Origin of the sequence: Pseudomonas cichorii (assembly GCF_015471405.1) — a bacterium.
GTDB lineage: Bacteria > Pseudomonadota > Gammaproteobacteria > Pseudomonadales > Pseudomonadaceae > Aquipseudomonas > Aquipseudomonas serbiensis.
Genome location: NZ_BLVZ01000011.1, coordinates 11,903 through 34,432, shown reverse-complemented (window position 1 = coordinate 34,432; position 22,530 = coordinate 11,903). Strand labels below are relative to the sequence as shown.

Annotated in this window: 20 protein-coding genes; 11 read left to right on the top strand and 9 right to left on the bottom strand. The window is 59.6% G+C overall.

Features of this window, described 5'->3' with window-relative positions; translation table 11 throughout:
• The first annotated feature begins 63 nt into the window (after nt 1–63).
• From JL015_RS18005 to gcvH, 8 genes are all read left to right on the top strand, one after another.
• A complete protein-coding gene (locus tag JL015_RS18005) occupies nt 64–618 on the top strand; it encodes a YecA/YgfB family protein (protein ID WP_025258009.1) in 555 nt (184 codons plus the stop codon).
• Between the two features lie 76 nt (nt 619–694).
• Entirely contained in the window at nt 695–2,029 is a 1,335-nt protein-coding gene (gene pepP, locus JL015_RS18000; protein ID WP_201019411.1) for a Xaa-Pro aminopeptidase, read from the top strand.
• The gene (gene ubiH / locus JL015_RS17995) at nt 2,026–3,213 is read left to right on the top strand and encodes a 2-octaprenyl-6-methoxyphenyl hydroxylase (protein ID WP_201001182.1); all 1,188 of its coding nucleotides are present in this window, start codon (nt 2,026–2,028) and stop codon (nt 3,211–3,213) included. The genes pepP and ubiH overlap by 4 nt, the downstream gene beginning before the upstream one ends.
• A gap of 51 nt (nt 3,214–3,264) precedes the next feature.
• Complete coding sequence (locus tag JL015_RS17990; protein ID WP_201019410.1) at nt 3,265–4,485, top strand: 2-octaprenyl-3-methyl-6-methoxy-1,4-benzoquinol hydroxylase; 1,221 nt, start codon at nt 3,265–3,267, stop codon at nt 4,483–4,485.
• A 160-nt stretch (nt 4,486–4,645) separates the two neighbouring features.
• Nucleotides 4,646–5,647 (top strand): extracellular solute-binding protein, encoded by a 1,002-nt coding sequence (locus JL015_RS17985; RefSeq protein WP_201001184.1) that lies wholly within the window; start codon nt 4,646–4,648, stop codon nt 5,645–5,647.
• An 88-nt stretch (nt 5,648–5,735) separates the two neighbouring features.
• Nucleotides 5,736–7,352, top strand: a complete 1,617-nt coding sequence (locus JL015_RS17980) for an ABC transporter permease (RefSeq protein ID WP_201019409.1) — start codon at nt 5,736–5,738, stop codon at nt 7,350–7,352.
• A gap of 147 nt (nt 7,353–7,499) precedes the next feature.
• Nucleotides 7,500–8,582, top strand: a complete 1,083-nt coding sequence (gene gcvT, locus JL015_RS17975; RefSeq protein ID WP_201019408.1) for a glycine cleavage system aminomethyltransferase GcvT — start codon at nt 7,500–7,502, stop codon at nt 8,580–8,582.
• 45 nt (nt 8,583–8,627) lie between these two features.
• Nucleotides 8,628–9,014 (top strand): glycine cleavage system protein GcvH, encoded by a 387-nt coding sequence (gene gcvH, locus JL015_RS17970; RefSeq protein WP_201019407.1) that lies wholly within the window; start codon nt 8,628–8,630, stop codon nt 9,012–9,014.
• 53 nt (nt 9,015–9,067) lie between these two features.
• Here gcvH and JL015_RS17965 read toward each other — a convergent pair whose 3' ends face one another.
• The 5 genes from JL015_RS17965 to JL015_RS17945 form a co-directional block, all read right to left on the bottom strand.
• Entirely contained in the window at nt 9,068–9,388 is a 321-nt protein-coding gene (locus tag JL015_RS17965; RefSeq protein WP_201001189.1) for a DUF2388 domain-containing protein, read from the bottom strand.
• A gap of 57 nt (nt 9,389–9,445) precedes the next feature.
• The gene (locus JL015_RS17960; protein ID WP_201001191.1) at nt 9,446–9,898 is read right to left on the bottom strand and encodes an NfeD family protein; all 453 of its coding nucleotides are present in this window, start codon (nt 9,896–9,898) and stop codon (nt 9,446–9,448) included.
• Nucleotides 9,899–9,908: 10 nt separating this feature from the next.
• Complete coding sequence (locus tag JL015_RS17955) at nt 9,909–10,829, bottom strand: SPFH domain-containing protein (RefSeq protein WP_201019406.1); 921 nt, start codon at nt 10,827–10,829, stop codon at nt 9,909–9,911.
• Between the two features lie 39 nt (nt 10,830–10,868).
• Nucleotides 10,869–12,653 carry a GspE/PulE family protein gene (locus JL015_RS17950; RefSeq protein ID WP_201019405.1) on the bottom strand — a complete coding sequence of 595 codons (1,785 nt, stop codon included), beginning with the start codon at nt 12,651–12,653 and terminating at the stop codon, nt 10,869–10,871.
• A 110-nt stretch (nt 12,654–12,763) separates the two neighbouring features.
• Entirely contained in the window at nt 12,764–13,111 is a 348-nt protein-coding gene (locus JL015_RS17945; RefSeq protein WP_201019404.1) for a hypothetical protein, read from the bottom strand.
• Nucleotides 13,112–13,238: 127 nt separating this feature from the next.
• Here JL015_RS17945 and JL015_RS17940 point away from each other — a divergent pair, with 127 nt between their 5' ends.
• Entirely contained in the window at nt 13,239–13,709 is a 471-nt protein-coding gene (locus tag JL015_RS17940; protein WP_201001197.1) for an Lrp/AsnC family transcriptional regulator, read from the top strand.
• Nucleotides 13,710–13,773: 64 nt separating this feature from the next.
• Here the strand turns inward: JL015_RS17940 and JL015_RS17935 are convergent, their stop codons facing one another.
• The gene (locus JL015_RS17935) at nt 13,774–15,141 is read right to left on the bottom strand and encodes a CYTH domain-containing protein (protein ID WP_201019403.1); all 1,368 of its coding nucleotides are present in this window, start codon (nt 15,139–15,141) and stop codon (nt 13,774–13,776) included.
• Between the two features lie 160 nt (nt 15,142–15,301).
• Between JL015_RS17935 and argE the strand changes: the two genes are divergently transcribed.
• Entirely contained in the window at nt 15,302–16,450 is a 1,149-nt protein-coding gene (argE, locus tag JL015_RS17930; protein WP_201019402.1) for an acetylornithine deacetylase, read from the top strand.
• Between the two features lie 125 nt (nt 16,451–16,575).
• On the top strand, nt 16,576–17,874 hold the full coding sequence (gene argA / locus JL015_RS17925; RefSeq protein ID WP_201001200.1) for an amino-acid N-acetyltransferase: 1,299 nt from the start codon (nt 16,576–16,578) through the stop codon (nt 17,872–17,874).
• A 111-nt stretch (nt 17,875–17,985) separates the two neighbouring features.
• Here the strand turns inward: argA and gshA are convergent, their stop codons facing one another.
• The 3 genes from gshA to JL015_RS17910 all read right to left on the bottom strand — a co-directional run bounded on the left by gshA (nt 17,986) and on the right by JL015_RS17910 (nt 22,515).
• Entirely contained in the window at nt 17,986–19,575 is a 1,590-nt protein-coding gene (gene gshA, locus JL015_RS17920) for a glutamate--cysteine ligase (RefSeq protein ID WP_201019401.1), read from the bottom strand.
• 235 nt (nt 19,576–19,810) lie between these two features.
• Nucleotides 19,811–20,194 carry a PaaI family thioesterase gene (locus JL015_RS17915; protein WP_201001202.1) on the bottom strand — a complete coding sequence of 128 codons (384 nt, stop codon included), beginning with the start codon at nt 20,192–20,194 and terminating at the stop codon, nt 19,811–19,813.
• Nucleotides 20,194–22,515, bottom strand: coding sequence for a Tex family protein (locus JL015_RS17910; protein ID WP_095068286.1), 2,322 nt, complete (start codon nt 22,513–22,515; stop codon nt 20,194–20,196). The genes JL015_RS17915 and JL015_RS17910 overlap by 1 nt, the downstream gene beginning before the upstream one ends.
• Nucleotides 22,516–22,530: the final 15 nt, after the last annotated feature.

Below are 22,530 nucleotides of genomic sequence, written 5' to 3'. Positions count from 1 at the left end.
GCGGATAGTCTAGGATACAAGGCCTTCATTCTAGACATTGCGCCGTTTGGCGACTAGCTGCCCATGCCCATTCAGAATTCCCCGTACAAAGCATTTGCCACTCTGCTCAATACCAGTGGTCATCCTGTTTCCCCTGCCGAGCTGCACGGCCTGTTGCTGGGGCGCAGTTGCGCCGGTGCCGGCTTCGATAGCGAAGGCTGGTTTGCCGATGCTTCCGTACTGCTGGAGACCGAGCCTGAGGACAACGTTCGTCAGGCATTGATCGGCTTGCAGGAGATGGTCAAGGGCGAGTTGACCGGCGATGACATGACCGTCGTGCTGTTGCTGCCTGGCGATGACGAGCCGCTGACCGAACGTGCGGCCGCACTGGGTCAATGGTGCCAGGGTTTCCTGTCGGGCTTTGGTCTGGCAGTCGGAGATGCGGTGTTGAGCATCGAGGCCACTGAAGTGTTACAGGACTTGGCTGCCATCGCTCAGGTCCAGGATGCACTGGAAGAATCCGAAGACGGCGAAAGCGACTATATGGAAGTCATGGAGTACCTGCGTGTCGCACCACTGCTGCTGTTCACCGAATGCAGCAAGGCCGTTGCGCCACAGCCCAAGCCTTCCCTGCACTGATTGTTCATCACGGCGCGCTGTGTCAGGGCTTCAAGAGTCCTGACCGGCTAGCTCCACCAAGGGACCCCGTCTGCCCATGATCAATATTCCGAAGTCCGAATACGCACGCCGACGCAAGGCCCTGATGGCCCAGATGGTGCCCAACAGCATCGCCATTCTTCCGGCAGCGGCTGTCGCGATTCGCAATCGTGATGTCGAGCATGTCTACCGGCAGGACAGCGATTTCCAGTACCTGAGCGGCTTTCCCGAGCCGGAAGCGGTGGTGGTGCTGATTCCGGGGCGTGAATATGGCGAGTACGTGCTGTTCTGTCGTGAACGCAACCCGGAGCGCGAGTTGTGGGATGGCCTGCGTGCAGGCCAGGAAGGCGCCATTCGTGATTTCGGTGCCGACGATGCGTTCCCGATCAACGATATCGACGACATCCTGCCGGGCCTGATCGAGGGGCGCGAGCGGGTTTACTCGGCCATGGGCAGCAACCCTGAGTTCGACCGGCATCTGATGGAGTGGATCAACACCATTCGCTCCAAGGCGCACCTGGGTGCGCAGCCGCCGAACGAGTTCGTTGCGCTGGATCATCTGCTTCACGACATGCGCCTGTATAAATCGGCAGCGGAAGTGAAGGTCATGCGTGAGGCCGCACAGATTTCTGCACGCGCCCATATCCGGGCGATGCAGGCCAGCCGTGCGGGGCTATATGAGTTCAGCCTGGAAGCCGAGCTGGATTACGAGTTTCGCAAGGGCGGGGCAAGGATGCCGGCCTACGGGTCCATCGTCGCCTCGGGCCGCAATGCCTGCATCCTGCACTATCAACAGAACGACGCGCCGCTCAAGGACGGGGATCTGGTGTTGATTGACGCCGGTTGCGAGATCGACTGCTATGCCAGCGACATCACCCGCACCTTTCCGGTCAGCGGCACGTTCTCGGCAGAGCAGAAGGCGATCTATGAACTGGTGCTCAAGTCTCAGGAAGCCGCGTTCGCTGCCATCGGCCCCGGCAAACACTGGAACCAGGCTCATGAAGCGACGGTCAGGGTTATTACTGGCGGGCTGGTCGAACTGGGCTTGTTGCAGGGCGACGTGGACGAATTGATCGAGAGCGAAGCCTACAAGGCGTTCTATATGCATCGTGCCGGGCACTGGCTGGGCATGGACGTGCATGACGTCGGCGAATACAAGGTCGGCGGCGAATGGCGCGTGCTGGAAGTCGGCATGGCGCTGACGGTGGAGCCGGGGATTTATGTCTCTCCCGACAATCAGAACGTCGCGAAAAAATGGCGAGGTATTGGTGTGCGAATCGAGGATGACGTAGTGGTGACCAAGAAGGGGTGCGAAATTCTTTCTGGCGGCGTGCCCAAGACTGTCGCTGAAATCGAAGTCTTGATGGCTGCCGCAAGGACTCAAGCCGCATGAGCCGCTTCAATCTGGCCATCGTCGGTGGCGGTCTGGTAGGTGCCAGCCTGGCTCTGGCGTTGCAGGCGGGAGCCAAGGCGCGTGGCTGGAAGATCGTATTGATCGAGCCTTTTGCGCCGGGCGATACCTATCAGCCCAGCTACGACGCACGTTCTTCGGCCCTCTCGTTCGGGGCGCGGCGCATCTATGAGCGCCTTGGCCTGTGGCAGCAGATCAGCCGGCGTGCCGAGCCCATCATGCAGATTCAGGTGTCCGACCGCGGACGCTTCGGCGCGACCCGTCTGGCCGCAATGGAAGAAGGTGTGCCAGCGCTGGGATACGTGGTGGAAAACGCCTGGCTTGGCCAATGCCTGTGGGCGGGCCTGGACCGTGAAGTCGTCACGTGGCGCGTGCCTGCCGAAGTCTCGCGCATGCAGGCGTTGGCCGATGGCTATCGACTGACATTGAATGATGAAACCGAACTGGAATGCGATCTGGCTGTGCTGGCTGACGGCGGCCGCTCCAGCCTGCGCGAACAGTTGGGGATCGGTGTGCGGGAGCGCTCTTACAATCAGAGCGCATTGATCGCCAATATCACCCCGAGCGAAGCCCATTGCGGGCAGGCGTTCGAGCGCTTCACGGACGAGGGGCCCATGGCCCTGCTGCCATTGCCGGAGAACCGCTGCGCGCTGGTCTGGACGCGCAATGGCAACGACACGCAACGCCTTGCCGCTCTGGATGACCGCAGCTTCCTCAGTGAACTGCAAAATGTATTCGGTTACCGCCTGGGCACCTTGCGTCAGGTCGGCACGCGACATGTGTATCCGCTTTCTCTGGTGGAAGCCGAAGAGCAGGTTCGCTCGCATCTGGTCGTGCTGGGCAATGCAGCCCATAGTCTGCATCCGATTGCCGGGCAGGGTTTCAACCTGTCGTTGCGCGATGCCGATGCCTTGGCCGAGGCGCTGCTTGAAAGCGACAAGTCGCCGGGTGATCTGGCGACCTTGCTGGCCTATCGTGAAAGTCAGCGCCTCGATCAACAGCTTACCGTGGGTTTTTCCGACAAGGTGACCCGCCTGTTTGGCAGTACGCAGCCGGTGGTCACGGCAGGTCGCAACCTGGGGTTGCTGGGGCTGGATCTGCTGCCGCCCGCCAAACGCTGGTTCGCCCGTCAGGCCATGGGCCTGGGTACTCGATCCGATGTGTGACGCACGGACTTTTAAAACACGGCCCAGGCCGCAAGCGAGAACGATCTAAGCATGGAAACCCGCGCAGATGTGCTGATTGTCGGAGCCGGAATGGTCGGCAGCGCCCTTGCATTGGCCTTGCAGGGCAGCGGCCTGGATGTCGTCGTGCTCGATGGCGGCCCTCTGAGCGTCAAGCCGTTCGATACGCAATCGGCCTTTGAGCCTCGCGTCAGTGCCCTCTCGGCTGCCAGCCAGCGGATTCTGCAGCGCCTTGGTGTCTGGGAAGGCATCGCCGCCCGTCGTATCAGCCCTTATGGGCAGATGCATGTGTGGGATGGCAGCGGCACCGGCGAGATCCACTTTTCCGCATCCAGCGTGCATGCCGAAGTGCTGGGTCATATCGTCGAGAACCGCGTGGTGCAGGACGCCTTGCTTGAGCGCCTGCACGACAGCGATATCGGTTTGCTGGGCAATGCCCGTCTGGAGCACATGCGTCACTCCGGCGACGACTGGCTGCTGACACTGGCCGATGGCCGTCAGTTGCGTGCGCCGCTGGTCATCGCTGCCGATGGCGCCAATTCGGCTGTACGCCGCCTGACAGGTACTCCGACCCGCGAGTGGGATTATCTGCATCACGCCATCGTCACCAGCGTGCGTACGGCAGACTCTCATCGCAAGACAGCCTGGCAGCGTTTTACCGACGATGGCCCTCTGGCGTTCCTGCCGCTGGAGCGAGAGGGCGAGCACTGGTGTTCCATCGTCTGGTCGGTGACTCCGCTGGAAGCCGAGCGCCTGATGGCGCTGGATGACGAAACCTTCTGTCGCGAACTGGAGCGGGCTTTCGAGGGCCGTCTGGGACAAATGCTGACGGCCGACCCGCGAGTATGTGTTCCGTTGCGTCAGCGTCACGCCAAGCGCTATGTCGCGCCGGGGCTGGCACTGATTGGCGATGCCGCACACACCATTCACCCTTTGGCCGGTCAGGGTGTGAACCTGGGCTTTCTCGATGCTGCCGTACTGGCCGAAGTGTTGCTGCATGCCGCTGAGCGTGGTGAGCGACTGGCCGATGTCCGTGTGCTCGGTCGTTACGAGCGCCGCCGAATGCCGCACAACCTGTCACTGATGGCGGCCATGGAAGGTTTCGAGCGCCTGTTCCAGGCCAACCCGCTGCCGCTGCGCTGGTTGCGCAACACCGGCTTGAAAGTGGTCAACAAGATGCCGGAAGCCAAGGCCATGTTCGTGCGTGAAGCCTTGGGATTGTCCGGTGAACTCCCTGAGCTTGCACGCCTGTAGGAGCAGATTCATTCGCGAAACCTTCACGGAAACCTTCGCGAATGAATTCGTTCCTACAGTGGCTTGAAACATCTGGTAACGCCTCGGGTGGCTGTTCGATTGTGATCGAAAATGGGATTAACTACCATTTCGCCTCATTTTTCGAACGCGAGAGACTCCCATGCAGGCTAGCAAGCGTCTTCTGGCTGCTTTGACACTGACCGTGCTCGGCAGCACCGCCCAGGCTGCCGATGAGGTCGTGGTGTACTCATCGCGTATCGATGAGCTGATCAAGCCTGTCTTCGATGCCTACACGGCCAAGACCGGGGTGAAGATCAAGTTCATCACCGACAAGGAAGCCCCGCTGATGCAGCGCATCAAGGCCGAAGGCGAGAACGCCACGGCTGACCTGTTGCTGACCGTAGACGCCGGTAACCTTTGGCAGGCCGAGCAGATGGGCATTCTCCAGCCGTTCACGTCGCCTGTGATCGACGCCAATATCCCGCCCCAATATCGTTCTTCCAGCCATGCCTGGACTGGCCTCAGCCTGCGCGCGCGGACCATCGCCTACTCGACGGACCGGGTAAAGCCCGCCGAGCTGAGCACTTATGAAGCTCTGGCGGACAAGAACTGGGAAGGGCGTCTGTGCCTGCGCACGGCCAAGAAAGTCTATAACCAGTCCCTGACGGCGACCCTGATCGAAACCCACGGCGCTGAAGCATCCGAGAAGATTCTCAAGGGCTGGGTCAACAACCTGTCCACCGATGTGTTCTCCGATGACATCGCGGTGCTTGAGGCAATCAATGCCGGGCAATGCGACGTCGGCATCGTCAACAGCTATTACTACGGACGTCTGCACAAGGAAAACCCGGACCTGGCAGTGAAGCTGTTCTGGCCGAACCAGTCGGACCGCGGCGTACACGTCAACCTGTCGGGCATCGGTCTGACCAGACATGCACCGCACCCTGAGGCTGCCAAGGCTTTGGTTGAGTGGATGACCGGGCCAGAGGCACAAACCATCTTCTCCGGCACTAACCAGGAGTTTCCGGCCAACCCGAAAGTCGCGCCATCGGCAGAGGTTGCGAGCTGGGGCGCGTTCAAGGCCGATACGATTCCGGTCGAAGTGGCGGGCAAGCGTCAGGCCGAAGCGATTCGCATGATGGATCGTGCTGGCTGGAATTGATTTAATACCCGCCACCCCCCGTAGGAGCGAATTCATTCGCGAATGAATTCGCTCCTACGGGGTTCTCCATGTTTTTTGAGAATCCCCCTTGGCCCATCCCGCCCAACGCCGCTGGTATCCCCTTGTTTTTGCCATCGCCGCTTTGGTGCTGTTGCCGCTGAGCGTGCTGTTGCTGTCCTGGGAAACCATCGACCGGGAGATCTGGTCGCATCTGCTTGAAACCCAGATGGTTCGCCTGCTGAGCAACACGCTGATTCTGGTACTGGGCGTCGGCGTCGGTGTGACGGTGCTGGGCGTCAGTCTGGCGTGGCTGACCAGCCTTTGTGAGTTTCCCGGCAGACGCTGGCTGGACTGGGCCTTGATGCTGCCGTTCGCGATTCCGGCTTATGTGCTCGCGTTTGTCTTTGTCGGCCTGCTGGATTTCTCCGGCCCCGTGCAAACCCTGATGCGTGAATGGTTTGGCAACGGCCTGCGTTTGCCGCGTGTGCGTTCCACGGGCGGGGTGATCATCGTTCTGGTGCTGGTGTTCTATCCCTACGTCTATCTGCTGGCTCGCACGGCGTTCCTGGCACAAGGCAAAGGTTTGATGGAAGCTGCCCGCGTGCTGGGGCAAACGCCTTTGCAGGCCTTCTGGCGAGTGGCGCTGCCCATGGCGCGCCCGGCAATCGGAGCCGGCGTGGCACTGGCACTGATGGAAACCCTGGCGGACTTCGGTGCTGTGTCGGTGTTCAACTTCGATACTTTCACCACGGCCATCTACAAGACCTGGTACGGCTTCTTCAGCCTTTCCAGTGCGGCGCAACTGGCCAGTCTGTTACTGCTGGCGGTCATGGTCGTGCTGTATGGCGAGCGTCGGGCACGGGGCGCCAGTCGTGCGACCAACGAGCGGCCCCGAGGCAAGGCGCTCTATCACTTGCGTGGGCTGAAAGCGCTGGCGGCCACTGGCTGGTGTGGGCTGGTCTTTATCTGTGCGTTTGCCGTGCCCATGCTGCAATTGATCGTCTGGGTCTGGCAGCGAGGTCGTTTCGATCTGGATGAACGTTATACCGGCCTGATCCTGCATACGCTGTATCTGGGTGGCATCGCTGCGCTTATAACTGTCTGTGTGGCGCTGATCCTGGTCTTTGCCCGACGCATGGCGCCAACCCCGGTGATTCGCTCCGGCGTGAGCCTGGCCAATCTCGGGTATGCGCTGCCCGGTTCGGTCCTGGCCGTGTCGATCATGCTGGCATTCAGTTATCTGGACCGGGAGTTGGTGATTCCACTCTCCGGCTGGCTTGGTGGCGCTGGCAAGCCTCTGCTGCTGGGCAGCCTGTCGGCTCTGGTGCTGGCTTATCTGGTGCGCTTCATTGCGGTGGCCTATGGGCCGCTGGAAAACAGCCTGTCACGCATCCGGCCTTCGTTGCCGGAGGCAGCCCGCAGTCTTGGGGTCAGTGGGCCAAAGTTGTTTTTCAAAGTGTATCTGCCGCTCCTGATTCCGGGCGCACTGAGCGCGGCGTTATTGGTCTTTGTCGACGTGCTCAAAGAGATGCCCGCCACGTTGCTCATGCGCCCGTTTGGCTGGGACACCCTTGCCGTGCGCATCTTTGAGATGACCAGCGAGGGCGAGTGGGCGCGTGCTGCACTGCCCGCGCTGACGCTGGTACTGGTCGGGTTGTTGCCCGTGATCGGGTTGATCCGGCGCTCGGCGCGGCAGATTGGTTAGTCACTCCCCATGCGGCTACAATGCGCCGCAATCGGTGCGGTCTGTCAGACCGTTCGGCTTGCTGTCATTTGCTGCAAACCTCTAGCCACGAGGGGCTGCCTTTGATCTGCCGGTCCGCACCTTCGCCACGCCCGGAAGGAGAAACCCATGGGACAGCGTACCCCACTCTTTGACCTGCACCTCGCGCTTGGCGCGAAGATGGTCGATTTTGGTGGCTGGGACATGCCGTTGCATTACGGATCGCAAGTTGAGGAGCACCATCAGGTACGCCGCGATTGCGGAGTGTTCGACGTCTCTCACATGCATGTGATCGATGTCATGGGCAGTCAGGCCAAGGCCTGGTTGCGTTACCTGCTGGCCAACGATGTAGAACGGCTGCAAAGTCCGGGACGTGCGTTGTACGGTGCCATGCTCGATGCCCGTGGCGGCATCGTCGATGACATGATTGTCTACCTCACCGCCAGTGGTTATCGCCTGGTGGTCAATGCGGCCACCGGTGCCAAGGACCTGGCCTGGATGCAATCGCACCTGACCGGTTTCGACGTGCAACTGGTCGAGCGCACCGGGCTGGCAATGCTGGCGATTCAAGGGCCGCGTGCCAGAAGCCGGATTGCCGAACTGGTGTCCAGCGCACGTGCCGAGATCATTCATCAGCTCAAGCCTTTTGAAGTCCGTGATGACGGTGACTGGTTCATTGCCCGTACCGGTTATACCGGCGAGGATGGCCTGGAAATCATCGTGCCGGCCGAGCAGGCTCCCGGCTTTTTCAATGATCTGGTCGGCGCTGGCATTTCCCCTATCGGTCTGGGCGCGCGCGATACATTGCGTCTTGAGGCTGGCATGAATCTTTATGGTCAGGACATCGACGAAAATGCTTCGCCGCTGGTCTCGAACATGGGCTGGACCATCGCCTGGGAGCCAGCAGAGCGCGACTTCATCGGCCGCGATGCACTGGAGAGCGAGCGTGCGGCAGGTGTAGCCTCGAAACTGGTCGGGCTGGTGCTTGAAGAGCGCGGCGTGTTGCGGGCGCGTCAGGTCGTGCGTGTCGCAGAAATTGGCGAAGGAGAGATCACCAGTGGTAGTTTCTCTCCTACGCTAAGCAAGTCGATTGCTCTGGCGCGTGTTCCGATGGCGACTGCCGACCGGGCCGAGGTGGAAATCCGCGGCAAATGGTATCCGGTGCGTGTGGTGCAGCCAGCGTTTGTACGTCATGGCAAAACCCTGATCTAACCTATCTGGCGGGTTTTCCGCTGACTCGATGTAGAGGATGACTAAATGAGCAATATTCCCGCCGAACTGCGTTTCGCCGAAAGTCACGAATGGGCGCGTCTGGAAGCAGACGGTACGGTAACCGTTGGTATCTCCGACCATGCTCAGGAAGCGCTGGGTGACGTGGTTTTCGTCGAACTGCCGGAAGTGGGCAAGGTTTTCGCCGCCACTGACGCCGCTGGCGTGGTCGAGTCGGTCAAGGCTGCCTCCGATATCTACTCGCCTGTCGCTGGCGAAGTCATCGGGGTCAACGAAGCATTGGCCGATGCTCCGGAACTGCTGAACAGCACTCCGTACGAAGCCTGGATCTTCAAGCTCCAGCCGTCCGATGCCACCGCTGATCTGGCAAAACTGCTGGATGCCGCAGGTTACAAAAGCGCCATCGGCGAGTAACCGAAGGGCAAAAGAATGCCGCTCGAACGAGCGGCATTTTTCATGGGCGCCTATTACTGGTTTTCTGCAACCAGGTTCTTGGCGAGGATCGCGTTGGCCAGTTCCATGTCGGTGGCATTCAGCCCCGGGTTGTCCTTGCGCACCTGCTGGATAGCGGCTTCAAGGAATGGCCCGCGGATACCACCATCGCTGGCGACGAAGCTGCCGGCGTCATCCTGTGCGGCGACGATCAGCTTGTGATCCTTGAAGGTCAGGTAAGTCGAGCCGGTGGTAGCACCGGACGAAATCACGTTACGCCAGAAACCGTCGGCCATCGCTGAACCGACCGGAAGTGACAGTAAGGCACATGTGATGACAGCAAGTTTGAGACGCATGGTGTACTCCGACTGTGGTTGTTCTGAGGGGTTGGATAGCCGGAGCAGCACATGAGTTCAATTTAAGTCGAGGGCCTCGACCTTCAGGATCACACCGTCCTGACCAATGACCTTTACCAGACTGCCCTCCGGCGCGTCCGGTCCTGTCACGATCCAGACGCTGTCAGCCGCCTTGATCTTGCCCCTTCCATCGACAATCGCGGTCTGGACGGTGAAGGTGCGACCTATCAGTTCCTGTCCGCGCATGTTCAGCCCTGGCTGATCCGATGGGCGGGCCACGCTGCGTTGCCGATGCCACCAATAGGCGGCAGTCAGCACGGAAAACAGGGCAAAGAGCAGAAACTGCAAGGCCCACGGCATCTCGGGCATGACGAAAGTCAGGACGCCGACCGATGCCGCCGCAATACCGATCCATAGCAGATACCCACCTGCACCGAACACCTCGAATATCAACAGCACCGTGCCCAGCCCAAGCCAGTCCCAGGCCGACAGGTTTTGCAGGAAATTCATCGTCCTTGCCTCAGGCTTTCGGGTTGTTGAAGGTGGCTTTGACGATTTCTCCGATACCGCCCACCGCACCGATCACCTGGCTGGCTTCCAGCGGCATCAGGATGACTTTGCTGTTATTGGCAGATGCCAGTTTGCCCAGTGTCTCGACGTACTTCTGAGCGACGAAGTAGTTGATGGCCTGTACGTTTCCGCCGGCAATTGCTTCGGACACCACCTGGGTAGCCCGCGCTTCAGCTTCGGCCTGACGTTCGCGTGCTTCATCCTCCAGAAATGCGGCCTGACGACCACCCTCGGCTTCCAGGATCTGCGCCTGCTTCTTGCCCTCAGCGGTAAGAATCGCAGAGGCGCGCAAGCCTTCGGCTTCAAGGATTTGCGCACGCTTGATCCGTTCGGCCTTCATCTGGCCGGACATCGCCGCCATCAGGTCTGCTGGCGGGCTGATGTCCTTGATTTCGATACGGGTGATCTTGATGCCCCAGGGCGCGGTGGCTTCATCGACCGTGCGCAGCAGGCGCTCGTTGATGTTGTCACGCTGACTGAGCATCGCATCCAGCTCCATGGAGCCGAGCACGGTACGGATGTTGGTTTGCAGCAGGTTGCGGATGGCGTGTTCGAGGTTGTTCACCTCATAGGCGGCCTGTGCCGTGTTGACCACCTGAAAGAAACATACGGCATCGATCTGCACGGTGGCGTTGTCGGCGGTGATGACTTCCTGAGGTGGAATATCCAGCACGCTTTCCATGACGTTGATCTTGTGCCCGATACGGTCCATCACGGGCACAATGATATTAAGACCCGGTTTCAGCGTGGTCGTGTAACGGCCAAAGCGCTCAACCGTCCACTGGAAGCCCTGCGGTACAACCTTGAAGCCCATGAAGACAATAGCAACTGCCAAGCCGACGAATAACAGAACTACACTGCCGATTTGCATAACCTTTCCCTGTCGATTTCTGATGTTGAGTTCGTTTTTCTAGCGCTGCTCGCTCTGTGGCGTGACCCGCAGCACTTCCTCCAGTGTCGTCAGTCCTGCCGAGACTTTTTGCGCGCCGGACAATCGCAGGCTGCGCATGCCCTCCTTGAAGGCCTGCCGGCGCATGGCGGTCAGGTCCAGGTCGGCGCTGATCAAGGCTTTGACGCTGTCGGACATAAGCATGATCTCGTAGACACCGGCGCGTCCACGGTAACCTGTTTCACGACATTCCACGCAGCCCACGGCCTGATGCGCGCCGCTCGGCACCGGGGCTTGCCAGGGGCGGGTCAGGGTCTGCCAGTCGGTTTCGTTCAGGTTGATCGGAGCCTTGCAGTGCGGGCACAGCGTACGTACCAAGCGTTGAGCCATTACGCCAAGGATGGTTGCCTTGAGCAGGTAATGCGGCACGCCGAGTTCAAGCATGCGGCTGATGGCGCTGGGTGCATCGTTGGTGTGCAGGGTCGAGAGTACCAGGTGGCCTGTCAAAGCAGCCTGAATCGCCATTTCTGCGGTTTCCAGGTCGCGAATCTCGCCGATCATGATGATATCCGGGTCCTGTCGCATCAAGGCCCGCACGCCGCTTGCGAATGTCAGGTCGATATTGTGCTGGACCTGCATCTGGTTGAAGGCTGGCTCCACCATCTCGATAGGGTCTTCGATGGTGCAGAGGTTGACCTCTGAAGTCGCCAGCTTCTTGAGCGTTGTGTAGAGCGTGGTGGTCTTGCCCGAACCGGTCGGGCCTGTCACCAGAATGATGCCGTTGGGCTGGCTGGTCATGCCCTGCCAGCGACGCAAGTCATCGCTGGAGAAACCCAGTTGATCGAACTCCTTGAGCAGCACCTCGGGGTCGAAGATCCGCATTACCATCTTTTCGCCGAACGCGGTGGGCAGGGTCGAGAGCCGCAATTCCACTTCGCCGCCATCGGGCGTTGTGGTCTTGACCCTGCCGTCCTGAGGTTTGCGCTTTTCCGCGACGTTCATCCGGCCCAGGCTTTTCAGGCGGCTGACCACCGCCATGGTGACCTGCGACGGGAACTGGTAGACGTTATGCAGCACGCCGTCGATACGAAAACGTACGGTGCCTTGCTCGCGGCGCGGTTCGATATGGATATCGCTGGCGCGTTGCTGGAAAGCGTACTGGAATAACCAGTCGACGATATTGACGATATGCGCGTCGTTGGCATCGGGCTCCTGATCGCTGGCACCCAGCTTGAGCAACTGCTCGAAGTTGCCCATGTTGCTTATTTTTTGATCGGTTGAAGTGGCCCCGCTGACAGACTTCGCCAGCCTGAAGAACTCCACTGTCACGCGCTGGATATCGACCGGGTTGGCCACCACGCGCTTGATTGAGAGTTTCAGTACATGGGCCAGGTCCTCTTCCCAGGCGCGAACATAAGGCTGCGCGCTGGCGATGGTTACGGACTCGCGATCCACGGCCACTGCCAGGATCTTGTGGCGCTGGGCAAAGGCGTAAGACATCAGGGGCGTAACCGCCGCGACATTGATTTTCAGTGGATCGATACGCATGTACGGCTGATCGCATTGCTGCGCCAGCCAGTGGGTCAGGGTTTCCAGATCGAGTTTCTTGCCGGGACGCTTGAGGTCATCGAACTGTTGGGACGCAATGAACTCCAGCGGATGGAGCTGGATATTCGCCGCGCTACGGCGCTGGGTGAGTGCTGTTTCTGCGTCGATCTGGGTGAGGACGCCTTGGGCGACCAGATCACGTAGAAGATCGTTCAGATCGAGCCAGCGATCCTGTGACGATGGGGCGAGGACTGCCATGCGCGCTCCTTGGGGCAATTCATCATCAGACGATGAGCAAGAATAGTCCTCAAGCGTGCCAGTGTTGAGCCCTCTATGCGACCGGGAATTGCGAATCTTTGCGAGACAATTCAGCCTGCGGCCAGTGCTACACGCTGATGAGAGGCCTCTGTGGCGTGTATTTGCTCCAGTTCGACCGAATATACATCGATCAGATTGCGCATTTTTTCGCCAATCACCTGAGCCCGATGCCAGCTTAACCCGTCGACCAGCAGATCAATGGCCAGCATTTGATCCTGGCGTGAAACAATGATGTTCTGCGGCGTCAGGTATTGCATCGCAAACAGATTCAGGACCTGACACAGCAAAGCCGGTTCGGCTTCGGCCAGAACCTGATAGCGCGCGCAGCAGGAAAAATTGGCGGGTGACCATGTGTCCGGACGCATTTCGGGGGCTGCAACGGCTTCAAGGTTGGGCATACTGGCCTCTCCTGTATTGAGTGGAGAAATTCTTGCACGCCGAAACGGAAATTTCTGGTCTATGATCAATAGGTTTACGATTTTTTGGAATTGTTAATGCGTAATATGGATTTTAAAGGGATTGTTTATGCAAGTTGAGCTGGATGCTTACGACCGCAAGATACTGGCATTGCTGCAAGAGGATGCCTCGCTCTCCAGTGCCCAGGTTGCGGAGCAGGTGGGTTTGTCGCAGTCGCCCTGCTGGCGACGTATTCAGCGGCTGAAGGATGAAGGTGTGATACGGCGTCAGGTGACATTGCTGGATCGCAAAAAGATCGGCCTTGATACGCAGATATTTGCCGAGGTCAAACTCAATGCCCACGGGCGCTCCAATTTCACCGAGTTCACCGATTCGATTCGCGGTTTCCCGGAGGTGCTGGAGTGCTACGTGCTGATGGGGTCGGTGGATTTCCTGCTGCGTATCGTGACGCCGGATATCGAGGCGTATGAGCGGTTTTTCTTTGAAAAACTGTCGATGGTGCCGGGGATTCAGGAAGTGAACTCGACCGTGGCGTTATCCGAGATCAAGTCCACGACCAGCCTGCCGCTTTTACGGTAGAGGCATTCGCGGATAAATCCGCTCCTACACCCGTAGGAGCGAATTCATTCGCGAAAATGATGCATTACATACGCAGCAGGAGTTTCCAGGCGCGGCTCTGGAATACGGTCAGCGCCTGTTGCACGCGAGCATCGAGGACTTCATCACTGATGTTCTGGTGAGCCAGTTGCTCCAGCTTGTTCAACTCGCCATACAGACGATCCAGCTCCGGCAGGTCCAGCGCGCCGCGTGCCCAGTGCAGCCAGGCCTGGATGCGTTCGATACGTGGCAATTGCTCGGCCAGGTCTTCGGGTTGCTGCTGGTAGCGGCCCAGTTGCAGGGCAGTCGCCTCGTCGGCGAGCAGGCGTGGCAGCCAGCTTGCCAATAGCGCCGCGCCCTGGCGGTTGCCGCGGTTGTTACGCTCGACAGTCCAGCTGCGGTTCAGCAGCCAGCGCGAAGTATTCAGCGAGAACTCGCCCCAACGGGTGTCCTGCAGCTCTTCGAGGAACTGCTCGTGAGCCGCGCCGCGTACGTCTTCATCTTCCTGGCCGGCTTGCACCAGCGGGCGCCAGTCTTCCAGCAGGGCATCCAGTGCGGTACGCAATTGAGCGGTCGAGGCGCGTGGTGCGGCTTGTCCGAGGCTGCTGGTCAGTGAACGCAACTCGGCCAGCAGGTCGACCCACTCTTGCAGCAGGCGCCAATGACCATTGAAACGATATTGCTCGGCCAGACGCTGGCTGCTGCCCAGCAGATACCAGGCCAGTGCCGCATAGGCGTCGTCCAGTGGCGTTTCGGCGCCCAGCTTTGGCGCAGGCAGGCTCAGGGAATAGCTGTCGGCATTGAACAGGCGTTCGCCGCGTTCGGCCTTGCTGATATCACAGGGCATCAGCGGCAGAGTGGCGGCCAGTTCTGCGGCCAGCTCCAGCAGCGCGGCAGATTCGCCTTCGCGCAATTCCAGCTCCAGCTCGCAGATTTCTTCCTTTTGCTTTCCGAGCACCACTTGACCCAGATCCAGAGCCGCCTCGATCACGACCTTGCTCTTGCCGCGGCCCCAGGAAATTTCCGCTTTTTCACGAACGAAATCAGTGGTGAACAGTGGTTTGATGGTTTTCTTGTCCAGATCCGCCAGTTGCTCGGGCCAGCAGTCGCCTTCGAGCTTCTTCAGATCCAGCTTGGCCTTGGGCAGGTCCCAGTTGAATTCGTTGCGCTCCGACAGGCCTGCCACGCTTTGCCCACGAGTCTTCAAGGTCTGGATGATCCGGTCACCATCGCGACGAATGCGCAGCGCGACCTTGGCCTTGGCCAGATCACGCTCCGGTGTGTCGAAATACTGGTTCGACAGATCGATACGCTCCCAGCCACTTTTGTTGCGCTTCTTCAACAAGGGGTGCTCGCGCAGTGCAACGAGGGTCTCGCGGCTGACGCGGAGTTTGATTTCTGTTTCTTTTTGCATGGCCGGGGAGTCCAAACGCTGATGCTGATAACGGGAGCGCAGCCAATGATTGACGGCTGCTGAGGGCGGCAGTGTACAGGACATGGCCTGCAACGGTTTATTCCGCAGGTGTTATGGCCCTATGATGGTCCGTGTTCCGTCCCGATTACAGGAAGCATACATGCCCTTGCCGTCCATGAAAGATCAGTTCGCTGCGTTGATTGCCGTGCCTTCGGTGAGTTGCACCCAGCCATCTCTGGACCAATCCAACCGTGCGGTGATCGATCTGCTGGCGGGTTGGCTGGGCGATCTGGGTTTTGCCTGTGATATCCAGCAAGTCTCGCCGGGCAAATTCAATCTTCTGGCGACTTATGGCTCAGGTCCTGGCGGACTGGTGCTGGCCGGGCACAGTGATACCGTGCCGTTCGATGAGGCGCTGTGGAAAACCGACCCGCTGAAACTGACCGAGGTCGATGGCCGCTGGGTCGGGCTGGGCAGTTGCGACATGAAAGGTTTTTTCGCGCTGGTTATCGAAGCCGTACGCGGTTTGCTCGATCAGCCGTTCAAGCAGCCGCTGTTGATTCTCGCCACCTGCGATGAAGAAAGCTCCATGGCTGGAGCGCGAGCTCTGGCTGAGGCCGGTCGTCCATTGGGGCGTGCAGCGGTCATTGGCGAGCCGACCGGGCTCAAGCCGATTCGCCTGCACAAGGGCGTGATGATGGAGCGTATCGAGATTCTCGGGCGCAGCGGCCACTCTTCGGACCCAAGCCTTGGGCACAGCGCGCTGGAAGCCATGCATGATGCGATCAGCGAACTCAAGGGCCTGCGTCAGCAATGGCAGAGTGAATTCCGCAACCCGCAGTTCAGCGTGCCGCAACCGACGATGAACTTCGGCTGCATCCATGGTGGCGATAATCCGAACCGGATTTGCGGGCAATGCTCGCTGGAGTTCGATCTTCGTCCTTTGCCCGGCATGGACCCGGACGCCCTGCGGGCCGCTATCCGGCAAAAGCTGCAACCGCTGGCCGAACTGCATCAGGTGCAGATCGATTACGCGCCCCTGTTCCCGGAGTGTGCGCCGTTCGAGCAGGCGGCGGATGCGGAACTGGTGCGCATTGCAGAACGTCTGACAGGTCATACGGCGGCAGCAGTAGCATTTGGCACCGAAGCGCCTTATCTTCAGCGCCTTGGCTGCGAAACACTGGTTCTAGGCCCGGGCGACATCGCTTGTGCGCATCAGCCGGGCGAATACCTTGAAATGTCACGCCTGGAGCCTACAGTGCTTCTGTTACGTCAGTTGATCCAGCATTATTGCCTGAGCCCCCAATAAACGGGCCAGACAGAACCCGATAGAGAAGGAGATTGCGCGTGTTGCCAAGCCTGTTCCGACGATAACCACCACAGCGTTGTGCGTGTTTCTGTCTTTCGTCCATTCTTTTACAGGCTCTTTCGGTTATGCCCGATTACGTTAACTGGCTTCGTCACGCATCTCCTTATATCAATGCTCACCGCGATTGCACTTTTGTCGTCATGCTGCCCGGCGATGGTGTTGCGCACCCCAATTTCGGCAATATCGTCCACGACCTGGTGCTGTTGCACAGCCTGGGCGTGCGGCTGGTGCTGGTCCATGGCTCGCGTCCGCAGATCGAAAGTCGCCTGGCCCAGCGCGGCCTGACACCGCGCTTCCACCGCGACATGCGCATCACGGATGCCGAAACGCTGGAATGCGTGATCGATGCGGTGGGTCAACTTCGTATTTCCATCGAAGCGCGTCTGTCCATGGACATGGCGGCTTCGCCGATGCAGGGCTCGCGGTTGCGGGTGACCAGCGGCAACGTTGTCACTGCACGGCCTATCGGCGTGCTTGAAGGCGTCGATTATCAGCACACCGGCGAAGTTCGCCGCGTTGACCGCAAAGGTATCAATCGCCTGCTGGATGAGCGCCATATCGTACTGCTGTCGCCACTGGGTTATTCACCGACGGGCGAGATCTTCAATCTGGCCTGCGAAGACGTCGCGACCCGTGCTGCCATCGACCTTGGAGCCGACAAACTGCTGCTGTTCGGTGCCGAAACAGGCTTGCTGGATGAGCAGGGCCGTCTGGTACGTGAACTGCGTCCACAGCAGGTGCCTGCGCATCTGTTGCGTTTGGGCAGCAACTATCAGGCTGAATTGCTGGATGCCGCCGCCGAGGCTTGTCGTGGCGGTGTAGGCCGCAGCCATATCGTCAGCTATGCCGAAGATGGCGCGCTGTTGAACGAGCTGTTCACCCGTGATGGTGGCGGTACGCTGGTTGCGCAAGAGCAGTTCGAGCTGGTGCGTGAGGCGGCGATCGAAGACGTAGGCGGCCTGATGGACCTGATCACGCCGCTGGAAGAGCAGGGGATTCTGGTTCGTCGTTCACGGGAAGTGCTGGAGCGCGAGATCCAGCAGTTCAGTGTGGTCGAGCGCGAAGGTTTGATCATTGCCTGTGCGGCGCTTTACCCGATTGCGGACTCCGAGGCCGGTGAGCTGGCGTGTCTGGCGGTCAATCCCGAGTATCGCCATGGCGGGCGCGGGGATGAGTTGCTGGAACGCATCGAGAACCGTGCCAGGGCGTTGGGCCTGAAGACCTTGTTCGTACTCACCACCCGCACCGCACACTGGTTCCGCGAGCGAGGCTTTGAGCCGAGCAGCGTTGATCGTCTGCCCAGCGCACGGGCGTCGCTCTATAACTATCAGCGCAACTCGAAAATCTTCGAGAAGGCGATTTAACCCCACCTGCGTAGGAGCGAATTCATTCGCGAGAGGTCTGAAGACTATCCATCGCCTTCGGTGATGTCTCGCGGATAAATCCGCTCCTACGGTGTTGTGATGTTCCTGTCATCAGTTGCTGATCGACAGAATGCTCGCCTGATACGCGCCCACGAAGGTGTCGAAGTCCACGACTTCTTCGGTTTCTTCCAGCTCTGCCTGTTCCGCAATCGAAGCTTTCGCCAGCGACTCGAACTGCGCCTGATCTTCAGCGCTCAGCGGATAGTTGCGGAAGTAGTCGGCATGTTTCTGGCTCTGGCGGAACGAGAAAGCCGTGAAGCCTTCTTCATGGGCTCTCATGCTGGCTAGTACTTGTGCAGATGGTGTCAGAGACGAATCGTCGACCTTGGCCTGTTGGGCCGCAATCGATCTGATGTGCTCGTCGTTGCCCTGCGCCTTGTCCAGCAGTTGAGCCAATGGAGTGATTTTCTCCAGAAGCTCGGTCGCCCAGGCTTTCAGCTCGATGCTCGAATTGTTGCGTTGCAGCGTCAGGCCCGGACGACGACCTTCCTTGACCACGGACAGGAAGTTCGAGCCTGCGTTGGAGCATTCGTGGCTGGCCAGTTGCGGGCTTTCTTCAAGGGCGCAGAACAGAATGAACGCATCGATGAAGCGAGCCTGCTCCAGGTTGATGCCGGTCGGCAGGAACGGGTTGATGTCCAGGCAACGAACCTCGACGTACTGCACGCCACGGGCCACCAGCGCCTGGATAGGGCGTTCGCCCGAATATGTCACGCGCTTGGGGCGAATATTGGAGTAGTACTCGTTTTCGATCTGCAACACGTTGGTGTTGAGCTGTACCCACTCGCCATTCTGATCATGGGTGCCGGTTTCTACATACGGCGCGTAAGGTGTTGCCACCGCTTTGCGCAGGCTGTCGGTGTAGCTCACCAGATCGTTGTAGCACGGCGTCAGGTCGGCTTGGGCCTTGCTCTGATAACCCAGGTCGCTCATGCGCAGGCTGGTTGCATACGGCAGATACAGCGTATCGGCGTCGAAATGTTCCAGCTGGTGAGCGCGGCCCCGCAGGAAACCGGCGTCGAGTGCCGGCGAGGCTCCGAACAGGTACATCAGCAACCAGCTGTAACGACGGAAGTTACGGATCAGCGCAATGTAGGAGTGCGACTGATAGTCCCGTGCGTCGCCTGCGAAGTCTTCGGTCTGCTTGAGCAGTGCCCAGACATCTTCCGGCAGCGAGAAGTTGTAATGAATCCCTGCAATGCACTGCATGGTCTTGCCATAACGCAGCGCCAGACCCTTGCGATACACGTACTTGAGCTTGCCGATGTTCGACGTGCCGTAATAGGCAATCGGAATCTCTTCTTCGGCCGGCAGCGGGCACGGCATCGACGGGCTCCAGAGGAATTCGTCGTTCAGCTTGCTGTAGGCGAAGCGATGAATCTTGTCCAGGCTGTCGAGGGTCTGTGCCGGGTCCGTCAGGGCTGGAGTGATGAACTCCAGGAGCGATTCGGAATAGTCGGTCGTGATCAGGCCATTGGTCAGTGCTGCACCCAGCGATTGCGGGTGGGGTGTCTGTGCCAGGCGTGCCTGGCCGGTAACGCGCAGGCATTCGCGCTCGATACCGTGCAGGCACTGCTCCAGCAGAGAGAGGTTGTTACGCTCGCCAAGAAGAGCCAGGCGGCGGTTGAGAAATTCGCTCAAGGTGGATTCCTTCACGCATCGGTCGCCCCAATATGGGGGTGGACAGAACGGTCTACAAGGGTGAAGAAAGGAACTGGCGTTGTCGCCTGGTTGGGTCTTTGACGCCTGCTCACGATCACGGCTCTTTGTCGTACCGTCAAAATGGGTCCGACACCACGCTAATGGTGCCGAAATTACCCCAAATCGGCTCTATAGAGCTAGCAAGTGATTGCTTTCATCACACTTTCGTAAAAGTTTAGATGACCGCAAAGGTGCCTTGCGCCTTGGCGACCAGTTTGTCGTCCTGGACCACTTCGGCTTCGACGACCAGCGTGCGGCGGCCTGCATGCAGGACCTTGGCGATGCACAACACCTCGCCTTCGGATACGCCGCGTACATAGTTGATCTTGCATTCGATGGTGACGCTGCGCTGGTCGAAACCATGGGAGCTGGAACACGCCAGCCCCATGCCGATATCCACCAGGCTGAAAATCGCCCCGCCGTGCATCACGTTGCCACGGTTGCGCAGGTGCGCCTCCAGTGGCAACGCGACCTCGGCGACACCTTTATCCAGACGCCGCAGCTCGCAGCCGAGCATCTTGAAGTAGGCGCTATGGGTCAGATCTTCAGGGATATCCATCAACGCTTCTTCAACTGTTTGGCATTGGCGAACAGTGATGCCATGGCGTTATTGGCCGGAGCCGCCGTTGCGGTTTCCTTGCGTGGCGCACTGCTTTGCTGGCGCGGCGCAGAACCCGGACGCGGGCCACGGGCACCGTCGATTTTCTCCCCTGGCGTATCGCTCATGCGCATCGACAGACCGACACGTTTGCGCGGAATGTCGACTTCCATGACCTTGACCTTCACGACGTCGCCAGCCTTGACGGCTTCACGCGGGTCCTTGATGAACTTCTCGGACAGCGCCGAGATATGCACCAGACCATCCTGATGCACGCCGATATCGACGAAAGCACCGAAGTTGGTGACGTTGGTGACCACGCCTTCGAGGATCATGCCCAGTTGCAGGTCCTTGAGGTCTTCGACGCCGTCCTGGAACTCGGCAGTCTTGAACTCCGGACGCGGGTCGCGGCCCGGTTTTTCCAGCTCTTGCAGAATGTCGGTTACGGTGGGCAGACCGAAGGTTTCGTCGGTGAATTTCTTCGGGTCCAGGCGTTTCAGGAAGCTGGCATCGCCGATCAGCGAGCGAATATCACGATCGGTTTCAGCCGCAATACGCTGTACCAGCGGGTAGGCTTCCGGGTGAACGGCAGACGAGTCCAGCGGGTTTTCGCCATTCATGACGCGCAGGAAGCCGGCAGCCTGTTCGTAGGTCTTTTCACCCAGACGGCTTACTTTTTTCAGCGATGCACGGGTCTTGAAGGCACCATTTGCATCACGGTGGGCAACGATATTTTGCGCCAGCGTGGTGTTCAGGCCCGAAATACGCGCCAGCAAGGCTACCGAAGCGGTGTTCACGTCGACGCCGACGGCGTTCACGCAGTCTTCGACCACTGCATCCAGGCCACGGGCCAGTTTCAGTTGCGAGACGTCGTGCTGGTACTGGCCGACACCGATGGATTTCGGGTCGATCTTCACCAGTTCGGCCAGCGGGTCTTGCAGGCGACGGGCAATGGAGACGGCACCACGGATCGAAACGTCCAGATCCGGGAACTCCTTGGCTGCAAGCTCGGAAGCCGAGTACACCGAAGCGCCAGCCTCGGACACCATGACCTTGGTCATTTTCATTGCTGGATATTTTTTGATCAGCTCGGCAGCCAGCTTGTCGGTTTCGCGGCTGGCAGTGCCGTTGCCGATGGCGATCAGGTCTACCGAATGCTTGGCGCAGAGCGCGGCCAGCACAGCGATGGTCTGATCCCACTGGTTTTTAGGCACGTGAGGGTAGACGGTGGCGTAGTCGAGCAGCTTGCCGGTGGCATCGACCACCGCCACCTTGCAACCGGTGCGCAGGCCCGGGTCGAGACCCAGTGTGGCGCGCGGGCCGGCCGGAGCGGCCAGCAGCAGGTCGTGCAGGTTGTGGGCGAATACGTTGATCGCTTCGGTTTCTGCGCTGTCGCGCAGTTCGCCCAGCAGGTCGGTTTCCAGATGGCTGTAGAGCTTGACCTTCCAGGTCCAGCGCACGACTTCGGCCAGCCACTTGTCGGCAGGGCGGTTCTGGTTCTGCAGGCCGAAACGTTCGCCGATCATCAGTTCGCACGGGTGCAGGGTGCCTGGCAACTCTTCACCGACTTTCAGCGCAGAGCTGAGGAAACCTTCGTTGCGGCCACGGAAAATCGCCAGGGCGCGGTGCGACGGCATGCTCTTGAGCGGCTCGTCGTGCTCGAAGTAGTCGCGGAACTTGGCGCCTTCCTCTTCCTTGCCGGGCACTACGCGGGCACTGATCACGGCTTCCTGCATGAGGAAGCTGCGCAGTTTGTCCAGCAGCGTGGCGTCTTCGGCGAAGCGCTCCATCAGGATGTACTTGGCGCCTTCCAGCGCAGCCTTCACGTCGGCCACGCCTTTCTCGGCATCGACGAAACGTGCGGCTTCGGTTTCCGGTGTCAGGGACGGGTCGTTGAAAAGACCGTCCGCCAACTCGCCCAGGCCCGCCTCAAGTGCGATCTGGCCTTTGGTGCGGCGCTTCTGCTTATAAGGCAGGTACAAGTCTTCGAGGCGTGTCTTGGTGTCGGCAAGATTGATGTCGCGGGCCAGCTCCGGGGTCAGCTTGCCTTGCTCTTCGATACTGGCAAGGATGCTGACGCGACGCTCGTCGAGCTCGCGCAGATAACGCAGACGCTCTTCCAGATGGCGCAATTGCGTGTCATCAAGGCTGCCGGTCACTTCCTTGCGGTAGCGTGAGATGAAAGGCACGGTCGAGCCTTCATCCAATAGTGCTACGGCCGCTGCGACCTGTTGAGGGCGCACGCCCAGTTCTTCGGCGATGCGGCTGTTGATGCTGTCCATAAGACCACCTGGAGT